We start from the raw sequence: 13,892 nt of genomic DNA, 5'->3' as shown, positions 1-13,892 counted from the left end.
AACGATAATGAGATAAATATTAAAGCTATGGAGAGAAAAAGAATAGCTGAGATAAAGTCACTTTCTTATCTAGAGAGATTAGAGAGGATGATGGCTATTATTGAAGTTTCCTATATGTTACGTACAGCCACAAGAATTCAATATAAAAAATAATGAACGAGCAAATTATTTCAATTTGGAAGTATTTTCATGAATTTAATGTTAGGTATATTATTATTGGAGGTTTTGCAGTAAACGTTTATGGATATAATCGAAATACAGGGGATTTAGATGTTTATCTTGAGGATACTTTAGAAAACAGAAAGAATCTTAAGAAAGCTTTCGTAGCTATTGGTATAGGAAATTTTGAATCTATAGAAACAATGCAGTTTGTTCCAGGATGGACAGATTTTACATTAAATTATGGTCTAAGACTTGATATTATGACCACAGTAAAAGGATTAGAAAATCAATCTTTTGACTCTCTTTTAGAAGTTGCTACAATTGTCTCTATCGAAAAAATTCCAGTTAATTTTATTGATTACGATAATCTGATTGTATCTAAGAAAGCTGCTAACAGATTAAAAGATCTTTTAGATATAGAAGAGCTTGATAAATTAAATAGCAAAGATGATTTTTAAAAGGAGTTGTATTCATTATAATAACTCTTGAAATTGAAATTTTAAACATTAAACCAATTTTTTCTTGGAACAAAAGAAACTTTTAATAATTACCTATTATTTTCCACCAGCGGGAGGGCCAGGTGTGCAGCGCTGGTTAAAATTTGTAAAGTATTTACCCGAATTTGGTGTTCAACCAATTGTATATGTGCCAGAGAATCCAACTTATCCAATCGTTGACGAAGGATTAGTAAAAGAAGTTTCGGATCAGGTAATTGTTATCAAGAATAAAATTATTGAGCCGTATCAATTGGCTTCGTTTTTTTCTAAAAATAAAACGAAGAAAATAGCTTCTGGAATTTTCCCAAATAAAAAGAAACAATCATTTCTTGATAAAGTATTTCTTTGGGTTCGAGGTAATTTATTTATTCCCGATGCACGTGTTTTATGGGTAAAGCCATCAGTTTCATTTTTAGAGAAATATATTGTCGAGAATAATATCGATACGATTGTAACTTCTGGGCCACCACATAGTTTGCATCTTATTGGTTTGGAATTAAAAGAAAAGTTAGACATAAAATGGTTTGCTGATTTTCGTGACCCATGGACTACGATTGGATATCATAAATCTTTGCGTTTGTCTAGTTATGCAGCTAAAAAGCATAAAAAATTAGAACATCAGGTTTTAAATGCTGCCGATACAATTCTTGTTACAAGTAAAACAACAAAAGCAGAGTTTCAGGAAATAACTTCAAAACCCATTGAGGTTATTACAAATGGCTACGATGTTGAAAATGTTGAGAAACAAACTTTAGATGCCAAGTTTACATTGGCTCATATTGGGTCGTTCTTGTCAGAAAGGAATCCGCTCTTTTTATGGGAATGCTTGGTTGAATTGTTGCAAGAAATTCCAGAATTCAAACAACATTTAGAAATTAAACTAATAGGAGCAGTTAGTCAAGAAGTATTAGACACAATAACTAAATACAAACTAGATAATTATCTGAATTATTTAGGTTATGTTTCGCATACGGAAGCGATAGCGCACCAGAAAAAATCGCAGGTTTTATTGTTAATCGAAATCAATTCAGAAGATACTAAGAGTATTATTCCTGGTAAATTGTTCGAATACATGGTTTCTAATAGACCAATAATTGCAATTGGCCCCAAAGGGTCTGACTTCTCAGATATCATAACTCAAACCAATACAGGGGTGTTTTTTGACTATTCTGAAAAAATGAAATTAAAAAGTGTAATTTTGGATTTTTATAATCAATTTTTAGAAGGCAAACTACAAGCAAACGGAGTAGGATTGCAACAATATTCTAGAAAAAACCTAACAAAGCAGTTAGCACAATTGATTAAATAAAACACTTTTTAAAGTTTAAAAAATACAAATACCTTCAATGGGCATAGTCTTAAATCAGTCTTTCAAAAATACTATCATAACATATATTGGTTTTGGTATTGGTGCTATAAATACGCTTTATTTGTATCCAATTTATCTAGGCGCAACATACTATGCTTTAACAAATTATATCCTTTCAGCAGCAAATGTAATTATGCCTTTGTTTGCAATAGGAATGCAAAATACATTAGTTAAATTTTATTCCCAATATAAGACGGAAGAAGAGCGGGAGCAGTTTTTATCCTTTACCGCTTTATTTCCAGTATTAATGTGTATTCCCCTTGGGATAATAGGTTTTTTATTTTTTGATGACATTACTGCTTTTGTATCAAAGAAAAACCCAGTAGTAAAAGAGTTTATCTTATTGATTCCTTTTATCGGAATTTGTATGGCTTACTTCGAAATATTCTATGCTTGGGCTAGAGTGCACATGCATTCTGTTTTTGGCAATTTCATCAAAGAAGTAGGGCTGAGATTGTTTTCTTCTTTTGCGTTGGTAGGATTGTATTTTAATTGGATCACATTAATTCAATTTGTGTATATAACTGCAGCAATTTATTTTCTAGCTTTTATTGTGACGATGTTTTATGCTTTTAGTATTAAAAAGCCGAATTTTCAGATTACAATACCAGAAAATGTAAAAAGTGTAATGGAGTATACTTTTTTTATTATTCTGTCAGGAAGTGTCGCTAATTTACTTTTAGATGGAGATAAGCTTATGCTTAATCAATACATGAAGATTGAAAATATAGCCTATTATTCAGTAGCGACATATATTGCGTTAGTAATTTCAGTTCCGAGTCGTGCAATGCATCAAATTGTATATCCTATTACTGCTAAGTTAATGCATGATGAGAAACATGATGAATTAAATGAGTTGTATAAAAAAACATCGATTAACCTACAGGTAGTTGGTGGATTTGTAATGCTTTGCATTTTTGTAAATATTAATCAATTGTATGAATTGGTTCCAGAGGAATATAGCGGAGGAATTGCTGTTGTATTCATGATCGGATTGTCTAAGTATTTTGATCTTATTCTAGGAAATAATAATGCTATTATCTTTAATACTAAATACTACCGAATGGTATTGTATTTAGGTTTGCTTTTAGTTTTTCTGACAGTAGTTTTAAATATGATTTTTATTCCTATATACGGAATCAAAGGTTCTGCATTTGCAACTTTATTGTCCATTACATTATATAGTTTAGCTAAATTACTTTTTGTGGTTAAACGTTTGCATTTGTATCCATTTACGAATCAAACAGTGTATTCAATTGTACTTACTTTTGCATTGTTTCTGTTGTTCTATTTTTGGGAATTCCCTTTTTATCCACTTATAGGCATTGCTTTAAAATCAGTTTTGGTTACAATAGTGTACGTGTATTTAAACTATAAATTCGCTATTTCTAAAGAAATAAACCAAGTGATAAATAAATTCTTAAACAAATTAGGAGTTAAAATTTAGTAAGAGATAAAGTAGGAAGCAAAAGTGATTTATTTTGTTTTATATTTGTTAAACCGCCTCTGGTTTTATTACATACAGATATGAATAAGAGAGTAATTATTTTATTGTTTATTCCTTTGTTTTTGGTTTTTCAAATTAGTTTTGCTCAAAAAGTAAAAGGTAAACTTGAGAAACAACATGTTCAGGTTAATAAAGTTGATTCTGTTTCTGTTATTAATTTAAAAGGATATCCGGTTACTCCTTTTAAAGACACTCTTTTTTATGTTTATAATAAAGTAGGTTCATTTTCTGCCGAAAGTAGAGCTCAGGCTATTTCGGATAGAATTGTAAAACTCTATCAAGATACTTTTTTTGTACCCGATTCTCTTAAAATTATTCATTCAGATATAAGTTTGGATATTATTTATAGAAAAGACTTTGTGTTAATGGCAATTTTAGATGCCGATGCAAAATCAGAAAATATGTCTGTCACTGCTATTGCTGAACGTAATCTTGCCGCAATAAAAAAAGCTATTGTTTTTGAGAATGAGAATAATTCCTTGCTACCAAAACGATTGGGATTCACTGCTTTATTAATACTGATTCTTGGTCTTGTCTTGATTTTAGTAGGGAGACTTTTTAATAAAGCAAGGCTGTATTTATCTAGAAATAAAGCAAAATATTTTACTGGGTTTAAGTACAATGGGATTAATATATTCAGTCCACATAAGCAACTTTTTTTAGCAATGCGACTAATTGGGGCTATAAAGATTTTTGTATTGATACTAATCGTTTATTTATCCTTACCAATTCTTTTTAGCATTTTTCCTGGTACCGAAAAATATACAACAGTTTTACTACATTGGGTTCTAAAGCCAGCAAGATTGGTGGCGGTAAAGTTTGTGGCATTCCTGCCTAATTTGTTTACAATAATCGTAATTGTGCTTATTTTTAAATATGTTTTAAAAGTAATCAGATTCTTTGTAGATGAGATTAATAAAGGAAATATTAAAATAAATGGTTTTTATAGCGATTGGGCAAAGCCTACGTTTAATATTATACGTTTCTTAATGTATGCTTTTATGTTAGTTGTTATTTTTCCGTATTTACCTGGTTCAGATTCACCTGTTTTTAAAGGAGTTTCTGTTTTTGTAGGGATTCTATTTTCATTAGGATCATCAAATGCAATTGCCAATATGGTTGCTGGGTTGGTTATTACTTACATGCGACCTTTTAAGATAGGCGATTTTATAAAAATAGGCGATGTGAGTGGGGAAGTAATTGAGAAAACGGCTTTAGTGACGCGTATGCGAACACCAAAATTTGAAGATATTACAATACCCAACGCAACTGTTTTATCGAGTACATCGATTAATTATTCGGCCAATACAAAAGAAGATGCTAAAGGGTTAATTGTTCATTCTACTGTTACTATTGGATATGATGTGCCATGGCCAACAGTACATAAAGCGTTAATTAATGCTGCGTTAAAAACAGATTTTATAGAAAACACTCCAGTTCCTTTTGTTTTGCAAACGGGTTTGGATGATTTTTATGTTTGTTATGAAATAAATGCATATACCAAAGAACCTCAAAGACAGCCAGCTATTTATTCTTCATTGCATCAAAATATTCAGGATAGTTTTAATGAGGCAGGTATCGAAATAATGTCTCCACATTATAAGGCGCTTCGTGATGGGAATAAAACAACTATTCCTGAAGAATATCTGGATAATAAGTATGAAGCTCCTGCGTTTAATATTAAAAAGAAGTTATAATTTATTGTTTAGTAGTAGGAGATTAAAAAAAAGGAAATTGATTAATATGTAATAATTCTTTTGATATAGTACTGTGTATTAGGGAATTAATTTTTTTTAGTATTTTATGATGAAGGAATTATTGTAAAATCACTAAAAGTGGGTATTGTTTGGTTTGTTATTCTAAACTAATTTTGCTATCTGAATTATTCCGAAATAAATTATTAAAGTAAATAGCTAAAAATAATTTTAATTTATGATTATGAAAAGCCCACAATTTACTCAAGAAGAAAGTTTAAAAATATTCTCAAATATAATATCAAATAAAATTCATAACGGTTTTATTTTAGAAGAGCGAAATGATGAAATGCTTTTTGCTGTTTTATCAAAAGGGGAAAGAGTGGTTGATCATAGTTTTAATTTTCTTATTTGTTGTCTAACATTTGGATTATGGTCTGTAGCTTGGTTGTACCTAACCATAGAGTCATCTAAAAACAAAAAGATATTAGTCGCCATCGATGAAGATGGGATTCCTTTTGAAGATAAATGTTATCACGAATAAGTTACTATTATAATTTTTCTTTTAAGTAGATACCAGTTATAGATTTTTTTATCTTAACGATATCTTCTGGGATTCCTTCTGCTAATAATTCCCCACCATTTTCCCCACCTTCAGGGCCTAAATCGATAATCCAATCAGCACATTTTATTAGGTCAAGATTGTGCTCAATTACTATTATAGAGTGCCCTTTGTCAATCAATGCATCAAACGAAGCCATTAATTTCTTGATATCATGAAAATGAAGTCCAGTTGTAGGCTCATCAAAAACAAATAAAGCTTTGTCTTTTGTAGCTCCTTTTACCAAGAATGAAGCCAATTTAATACGTTGTGCTTCACCACCAGAAAGTGTAGATGAAGACTGTCCTAATTGTACATATCCTAAACCTACATCTTGTAAAGGCTGTAATTTTTGAGTAATTTTAGTTTGATTATTTGCTGCAAAGAAACTAATTGCGTCATCAATTGTCATCGTTAAGACATCATTGATGTTTTTGTTATCAAAAGTAATCTCTAAAACTTCTTTCTTAAAACGTTTTCCTCCGCAAGTTTCACATGGTAATTGCACATCGGCCATAAAGACCATTTCGACGTTAATAGACCCTTCTCCTTTACACGTTTCGCATCTTCCACCATCTACGTTAAAAGAAAAGTGTTTGGCTTGATAGCCTCTTATTTTTGATAATTTTTCTTTAGCATATAGTTCTCTAATGTCATCGTAAGCCTTTATGTAGGTTACCGGATTAGAACGAGAACTTCTTCCAATAGGATTTTGATCTACATATTCGATATGCTTTATTTGCGAAAAAGAGCCTTTTATTTCGGTAAACTGACCCGCTTTTTCTGCTGCATTGTCTAATTTTTTCTGAATAGCAGGAAATAAAATCTTCTTAACCAACGTACTTTTTCCGCTACCAGAAACGCCTGTAATTACAGTTAAAACATCTAATGGAAATGTAACATCAATATTTTTTAGGTTATTTTCTCTAGCGCCTATAACTTGTATGTAGTTTTTAGATTTTCGTCGGTGTTTAGGAACTGCTATTTCTAAATCTCCATTAAGGTATTTAGCTGTTAGTGAAGATGATTTTAATATTTCGTCATAGGTTCCTTGAGCTACCAATTCCCCTCCAAATGTTCCAGCTTCTGGTCCAATATCTATAATCATATCAGCAGCTTTCATGATGTCTTCATCATGCTCCACAACAATTACGGTATTACCTAAATCTCGAAGAGATAATAATACTTTTATTAATCGTTCAGAGTCTTTTGGGTGCAAACCAATACTTGGTTCGTCAAGGATATACATAGAACCAACTAGGCTGCTTCCTAAAGAAGTTGCTAGATTGATACGTTGTGATTCTCCTCCAGAAAGAGTCGAAGAATTTCTATTTAAGGTAAGATAAGACAATCCTACTTCAGTTAAAAAGGATAGTCTATTATTGATTTCGACTAATAATCGTTTTGCGATTTGCTGCTCATAAACATTAAGGTCAATTTCATTGAAAAAAGTAACTAAATGTTGAATTGGTAAATCGACTAAATCAGAAACCGTTTTTCCATTTATTTTCACATAAGAAGCTTCTACTCTTAAACGCTTCCCTTTGCAAACATGACATTTTGTTTTTCCACGGTAACGCGAAAGCATTACTCTATTTTGTATTTTATAGTTTTTCTCTTCTAGTTCTTTGAAGAAATCATTTAGACCTTCAAAATATTGATTTCCTTTCCATATTAGCTCTTTTTGTTCCTCAGTTAATTGAAAGTAAGGTTTGTGTATAGGGAAGTCAAACTTATGAGAATTATTTACCAATTGATCACGAAACCATCCCATGCTTTCACCGCGCCAAGGATAAATGGCATTTTCATAAATAGATAAAGAGGTGTTAGGAACAACTAAATCGGCATCAATACCAATAATATTTCCGTATCCTTCGCAAGCTGGGCAAGCTCCATATGGGTTGTTGAAACTGAATAAATGCGGATTAGGTTCTAAAAAAGTAATTCCGTCTAACTCAAAATTATTAGAATAACTGAATCTTTTATTGGTTTTTAATTCTTGTAAGTAACAAATTCCTTTTCCTTCAAAAAAGGCAGTTTGAACAGCATCAGAAAGACGATTGTAAAATTCCTCTTCTTCCTTTACAACTATTCTATCAATGATTAATAAAATATCCTGTTTCTTTTTAGTGTTAAGCGAAGAAGCAAACTCATCTAAACGAACCATTTCGTTATCAATTAGGATACGAGCAAATCCTTGTTGCAATAGAACATTAAGTTTGTCTTCTAATTTTCTCCCTTTTTCAAGATGAATAGGAGCAAGAAGCAACCATTTACTGTCTAGCTCAAAGCTTTTTACATCGGTAACAACATCGGTAACCGTATTTTTTTTAACTTCTTGACCAGAAATAGGCGAGTAGGTACGACCTATTCTTGCGAAAAGTAATTTTACATAATCGTAAATTTCAGTAGAAGTTCCTACTGTCGAACGCGCATTGGTAGTGTTAACTTTTTGCTCAATCGCAATTGCAGGAGCAATTCCTTTAATATATTCAACTTTTGGTTTGTCTAAACGACCTAAAAACTGACGCGCATACGACGAAAGACTTTCTACATAACGGCGTTGCCCTTCAGCATACAAAGTATCAAAAGCCAAACTTGATTTACCAGAGCCGGAAAGGCCCGTAATAACAACGAGTTTGTTTCTTGGAATGGCAACATCTACATTTTTTAAATTATGTACCTGAGCACCTTTAATGATGATATTTTTTTTTGGGTCGAGTGTAGAAAGGTCAATTTGCATACAAAAAATCAATTTCCACAAAAGTAGTCAATTTTCATTTGAGTTGTGTTAAGGATAAGTGCTCAATTTATCTTAAAAACGATGGAATATTTTTTTTTCAATCTGTACTGATATTTTTTTAGTAATCTATAATCAATTGTATTAGAGGTGATAATAAGAGATAATGTAAAATAAAGATTATTAAAGTTTAACTGGCTTGTTTTGTGTGGTTTAGGTTTTTATTTAACTGTTAAGAGGAGGGGTGTGATTTATTGTTTTTTACCGTTTTTGTCTGAATTGCTGATTTTTATTTAATGTTTTTCTGATTTTGTTGGTAATTATTCTTAATTTAATTTGCTTTTTAAATAAAATATTTGTTAAATTTGAACAATTAATTAACACTTTAAAAATCAGTAGCCTATACAGTAAAATTACTTTTTAGAAAATTACCCAAATTTCAAATTAAAACTAAAAGGTAGTATTATGGCTAATCTGCAAATTCCTGACGCTCTATTGGTGAGAAACTATGTTGATGGTAACGAAAGTGCTTTGTCAACATTGATAAAAAGACATGAATCAAAGATTTATGGATTTATATATTCAAAAATAGCAGACAGAGATATCTCAAATGATATTTTTCAGGATACATTCATAAAAGTAATCAAGACTTTAAAAAGTAACTCATATAACGAAGAAGGTAAATTCTTGCCGTGGGTAATGCGTATATCGCATAACTTAATTGTAGATCATTATCGAAAAACAAAGAAAATGCCAATGTATAGAGAAACGGAAGAATTTTCGATATTCTCTATCATGTCAGATGATACTTTAACAATCGAAAATAAAATGATTATGGATCAAGTTGAAGTTGACTTGAAAAAGTTGATAGAAGAACTCCCAAATGATCAAAAAGAAGTACTTGTGATGCGTATGTATCAGGATATGAGTTTTAAAGAGATATCTGAGGTTACAGGAGTTAGCATTAATACAGCTCTTGGAAGAATGAGATATGCACTAATGAATATTAGAAAAATTATAGAAAAACATCAAATTATTTTAACTAATTGATATACTAAACTGAGTAATAGTCCGTTGTTATATAAACAAACATTTATTAGCATGGCAAAAATTTACTCAAAAAAAACAACAGTTACTACAAACTTGAAACCCAACAAAGAAGTCGTTTCTTTTTTATTAAGCTATTCACAAGCATTAACAGTAGTAAAGATAAACGAAAATAGTTTTGAGATTATAGCTAATTAAACAGCCCACAATACTTGTCGGATGTTTTGAAAGTAAATGAATTAATCAAATTGGTCGTTTGATAAAAAAATCACTAAATGCAGTAAGCAATTAGTGATTTTTTTGCTTTTTAGGAGCTTGACTTTCATAATAATCATCTATCACCGATTTTCTTCCAATGGTTTTTGTAATGATGTCTTTTTCAAGATCCCAACCACGAGCAGGAGAATATTCTCGGCCATACCATATAATTTCAAGATGTAAATCATTCCAAACTTCTTCAGGAAAAAGGCGTTTAGCATCTTTCTCAGTTTGTGTTACATTTTTTCCGTTAGATAAATTCCATCGGTACATTAATCTATGAATATGAGTGTCTACAGGGAATGCAGGAACACCAAAGGCTTGAGACATCACAACACCAGCTGTTTTATGACCTACTGCAGGCAATTCTTCTAAATATTCATAACTCTGCGGAACCTCACCACCATGTTTATCAATCAGAATTTGCGACAAACCATGAATACCTTTAGATTTCATAGGTGATAATCCACAAGGGCGAATAATATCACGAATTTCTTCAACAGTCATTTTTACCATATCATACGGATTATCAGCCTTTGCAAATAGTATTGGTGTAATTTGATTGACACGAACATCAGTGCATTGAGCCGATAATAATACAGCAATCAATAAAGTATAGGGATCCTTGTGGTCAAGAGGCACAGGGATAGTTGGATATAATTCTTTTAACGTATTTATAACAAAAGTTACCCGTTCTTGTTTGTTCATTTCCGTAAATTTAATCCCGTAAAAATAATACAATTTTTAAGAGAAGCCTAATTCAGATTTTAGTTACAGCTCCATGTTTTTAAGTATTAAGTATTAAGTATTAAGTATTAAGTATTAAGTATTGTTGTAATTAAAAATCAAAAAAATGAGTAGTCTAACAGTTAAATAATCTAACATTCTAGCAATCTAAATATCTAAGCAAGTCTAACAATCTAATAATCCAATAAATATGACAACATTACAAGTAGGAGATAAAGCACCAAATTTTTCAGGTATAGACCAAGATGGTAACATACATAAATTAGCCGATTATGCTGGTAAAAAATTAGTAGTTTTCTTTTATCCAAAAGCGAGTACTCCAGGTTGTACAGCCGAGGCTTGTGATTTAAGGGATAATTTTGAACGCTTTCAGGCTAATAATTATGCCCTTTTAGGAGTTAGTGCCGATGCACAAAAAGCGCAAGCTAAATTCAAGGAAAAAAACAACTTTCCGTTTCCTTTACTAGCCGATGAAGACAAATCGGTAATTGAGGCATTTGGAGTTTGGGGACCTAAAAAGTTCATGGGAAGAGAATATGATGGAATTCACAGAACTACATTTGTAATAAATGAAGAAGGAATTGTAGAGGATATAATCACAAAAGTAAAAACCAAAGAACACGCTGCACAGATATTGAAATAATTTTTAGTCTCAGTATTTAGTCTCAGTATTCAGTCTCAGTATTCAGTCTCAGTATTCAGTTTCAGTATTCAGTATTCAGTTTCAGGGCTCAGTATTTAGTTTCGGTTTGTAATTTCTATTTGCATTGTCATTTTTATTGATATTGATATTGATATTGTCATTGAGATTGTTATTTCTAAAACAGAATTACTATAGGTAAAATCCTTTCACAAAAAAAGGCATCAGCTAAAAAACTGATGCCTTTGTATTATATCTAAACTTCTTAGAACCTTAGTTTCTAAGTAACTTAGCTACTTAAAAAAAATTAATTAGATTCGTTTAAGATTCTATTCGGTTCGTAACCAAATAAGTGATGTTCTTTAATTATTTCAGCAATACCTTTTGGAAGCATTGGTTCCCATCCAGGTTTGCCTTGGCTAATCATTTTTAGTACCTCCCTAGAGAATACTTCTAGAGTATGAGGATCGAAATCAGCAACATCAATTACTTTTCCGTTGAATTTAAAGAATTTATACAATTCTTTCATTCTAGGATGAACTTTCAAGTTAGTCGAGTTCATAATTGTACCGTCTTCATCAATCATTGGATATAAGAATACTTTCATGTCTCGGTAGAATAATTTTCCGAAAGCTTCAAGGATACCTCCACTTAAATGACGGTAGTATTTTTCATCGAAGATGTCTACAAGATTGTTAACTCCCATTGCCAATCCCATTCGGGCTTTGGTATAATTAGCAAAATATTCGACTACTTTATAGTATTCTTGGAAGTTCGAAATCATTACAGTTTGACCTAATGAACAAAGCAATTCGGCTCTATCCATAAAATCGCGCTCATCAATTTCTCCGTCAGAACGAAGGTTAGATAGTGTGATTTCGAAAATTACCAGTGTATTTTCTTTTTCGACTTTGCTTTCTTCGAGAAACATTTTTAATGATTTCTCGTACATGTCCATATTAACCTTAGTTACAGGACGAAAACTGCCGCGTAAAGCAAGAATGTTCTTTTTGTATAAAATGGCAGCAGGAAGAATGTTTTTACCTTCTGGATTAAACATTACGGCATCTGTCATTCCGTTTTTTACCAATTGTAAGCTAATCAAACGATTATCTACATCAGCAAATCGAGGGCCAGAAAAGTTAATTGTATCAATTTCAAGTTGATCCTTGTCTAGATGGTCGTATAAGTAACGAAGTAATCTTTTAGGGTCATTATATTTATAGAATGCTCCGTAAATTAAGTTTACTCCAAGGATTCCTAAAGTTTCTTGTTGTAATCGGGCATCAGTTTCTTTAAAACGTATGTGAAGTATAATTTCGTTGTATGCTTCATCGGGTTCAATTTGGTATCTTATTCCAACCCAACCGTGGCCTTTAAATTGTTTTGCAAAGTCGATTGTTGCAACAGTATTGGCATAGCTAAAGAAAAGTTTAGTTGGATGCTTTTCCCTGCTTAGACGCTCTTCGATTATTTGACCTTCAAGAGTCAACATTTTTTTTAATCTCTCTTCAGTAACATAGCGGCCATCACTTTCAATTCCGTAAATGGCATCGCTGAAATCTTTATCGTAAGCAGACATTGCTTTCGCAATTGTTCCAGATGAACCACCAGATCTAAAAAAATGTCTTACGGTTTCTTGTCCAGCACCAATCTCTGCAAAGGTTCCGTAGATGTTTTCATTTAGATTAATTCGTAGTGCTTTGTCCTTTATAGATGGTATCTGAGCGATCACTTTGTCGCCCTTAAGTTTTATTTCTATACCCATTTTATTTTAAATATGGCTGATTTGTTACAAAGTTAGTGAATTAGGTTTCTAATGAAAGATAATTAATCCTATTTTTGTAAAAAAATCAAAGTACAATTGAAGGTATATTTTTTAGGTACAGGTACATCACAAGGCATTCCTATTATTGGGGTTGATCATCCTGTATGCAAAAGCACTGATACTAAGGATAAAAGACTGCGTGTGTCTATTTGGATTAGTTGGGATAACCATTCCTATGTTATCGATTGCGGTCCTGACTTTAGACAACAAATGCTGGCTTGTAATTGCCAGAAATTAGATGCAATTTTATTTACACATGAGCATGCCGATCATACTGCAGGATTGGATGATATACGTCCGTTTAATTTTAGACAAGGCGAAATGCCAATTTATGCACATCAACGTGTCATAGATAATTTAAAAAAACGTTTTGATTACGTATTCGAAACGGTGAATAAATATCCAGGAGCGCCATCAGTAAAAACAATTGAGGTTGTCAATAACGAACCATTTGCAGTGGGAAATAAAATGGCAATACCAGTAAATGTGATGCACGGTGATTTGCAGGTTTTTGGTTATCGAATAGATGATTTTGCCTATTTAACAGATGTAAAAACTATAGAAGAAGCTGAAATTGATAAATTAAAAAATCTAAAAGTATTAGTGATAAATGCTTTACGTGTAGAGCCACATGACACACATTTTAATTTGCAAGAAGCGCTAGATTTTATAACTTTGGTTCAGCCAGAAGTGGCTTATTTAACTCATATTAGTCACGTATTAGGATTTCATGAAGAGGTACAAAAAAAGCTTCCTAAAAATGTTTTTCTAGCGTATGATAATTTAGAAATCACAATTTAAT

12 protein-coding genes are annotated in these 13,892 nt (G+C 31.6%); 9 read left to right on the top strand and 3 right to left on the bottom strand.

Annotation, left to right across the window (positions count from 1 at the left end):
• The first annotated feature begins 152 nt into the window (after positions 1–152).
• The 5 genes from QWY99_RS13085 (at position 153) to QWY99_RS13065 (ending at position 5,773) form a co-directional block, all read left to right on the top strand.
• A complete protein-coding gene (locus QWY99_RS13085) occupies positions 153–620 on the top strand; it encodes a nucleotidyltransferase (RefSeq protein WP_290265914.1) in 468 nt (155 codons plus the stop codon).
• Between the two features lie 64 nt (positions 621–684).
• Positions 685–1,968 carry a glycosyltransferase family 4 protein gene (locus QWY99_RS13080; protein ID WP_290265912.1) on the top strand — a complete coding sequence of 428 codons (1,284 nt, stop codon included), beginning with the start codon at positions 685–687 and terminating at the stop codon, positions 1,966–1,968.
• A 37-nt stretch (positions 1,969–2,005) separates the two neighbouring features.
• Entirely contained in the window at positions 2,006–3,475 is a 1,470-nt protein-coding gene (locus QWY99_RS13075) for an oligosaccharide flippase family protein (RefSeq protein WP_290265911.1), read from the top strand.
• Positions 3,476–3,555: 80 nt separating this feature from the next.
• Positions 3,556–5,232, top strand: a complete 1,677-nt coding sequence (locus QWY99_RS13070) for a mechanosensitive ion channel family protein (RefSeq protein WP_290265909.1) — start codon at positions 3,556–3,558, stop codon at positions 5,230–5,232.
• A 241-nt stretch (positions 5,233–5,473) separates the two neighbouring features.
• Positions 5,474–5,773: a hypothetical protein gene (locus tag QWY99_RS13065; RefSeq protein ID WP_129537768.1), complete on the top strand. Its 300-nt coding sequence runs from the start codon at positions 5,474–5,476 to the stop codon at positions 5,771–5,773.
• 7 nt (positions 5,774–5,780) lie between these two features.
• Here QWY99_RS13065 and uvrA read toward each other — a convergent pair whose 3' ends face one another.
• On the bottom strand, positions 5,781–8,573 hold the full coding sequence (gene uvrA, locus QWY99_RS13060) for an excinuclease ABC subunit UvrA (protein WP_290265907.1): 2,793 nt from the start codon (positions 8,571–8,573) through the stop codon (positions 5,781–5,783).
• A gap of 462 nt (positions 8,574–9,035) precedes the next feature.
• Here uvrA and QWY99_RS13055 point away from each other — a divergent pair, with 462 nt between their 5' ends.
• A complete protein-coding gene (locus tag QWY99_RS13055) occupies positions 9,036–9,620 on the top strand; it encodes an RNA polymerase sigma factor (protein ID WP_290265906.1) in 585 nt (194 codons plus the stop codon).
• Between the two features lie 51 nt (positions 9,621–9,671).
• Complete coding sequence (locus QWY99_RS13050) at positions 9,672–9,815, top strand: hypothetical protein (protein WP_290265905.1); 144 nt, start codon at positions 9,672–9,674, stop codon at positions 9,813–9,815.
• A 90-nt stretch (positions 9,816–9,905) separates the two neighbouring features.
• Here the strand turns inward: QWY99_RS13050 and QWY99_RS13045 are convergent, their stop codons facing one another.
• Complete coding sequence (locus QWY99_RS13045; RefSeq protein WP_290265902.1) at positions 9,906–10,583, bottom strand: endonuclease III domain-containing protein; 678 nt, start codon at positions 10,581–10,583, stop codon at positions 9,906–9,908.
• 229 nt (positions 10,584–10,812) lie between these two features.
• Between QWY99_RS13045 and bcp the strand changes: the two genes are divergently transcribed.
• A complete protein-coding gene (gene bcp / locus QWY99_RS13040; RefSeq protein WP_290265901.1) occupies positions 10,813–11,265 on the top strand; it encodes a thioredoxin-dependent thiol peroxidase in 453 nt (150 codons plus the stop codon).
• A gap of 304 nt (positions 11,266–11,569) precedes the next feature.
• On the opposite strand, the gene QWY99_RS13035 is transcribed toward bcp, so the two are convergent.
• Positions 11,570–13,030 (bottom strand): TonB-dependent receptor, encoded by a 1,461-nt coding sequence (locus QWY99_RS13035; RefSeq protein ID WP_290265899.1) that lies wholly within the window; start codon positions 13,028–13,030, stop codon positions 11,570–11,572.
• A gap of 96 nt (positions 13,031–13,126) precedes the next feature.
• Between QWY99_RS13035 and QWY99_RS13030 the strand changes: the two genes are divergently transcribed.
• Complete coding sequence (locus QWY99_RS13030; protein WP_290265897.1) at positions 13,127–13,891, top strand: MBL fold metallo-hydrolase; 765 nt, start codon at positions 13,127–13,129, stop codon at positions 13,889–13,891.
• Position 13,892 lies beyond the last annotated feature (1 nt).

Source organism: Flavobacterium branchiarum (assembly GCF_030409845.1).
Taxonomy (GTDB): domain Bacteria; phylum Bacteroidota; class Bacteroidia; order Flavobacteriales; family Flavobacteriaceae; genus Flavobacterium; species Flavobacterium branchiarum.
Note: the sequence above shows the minus strand (reverse complement) of the source record. Positions and strands in the feature narration are given on the sequence as shown.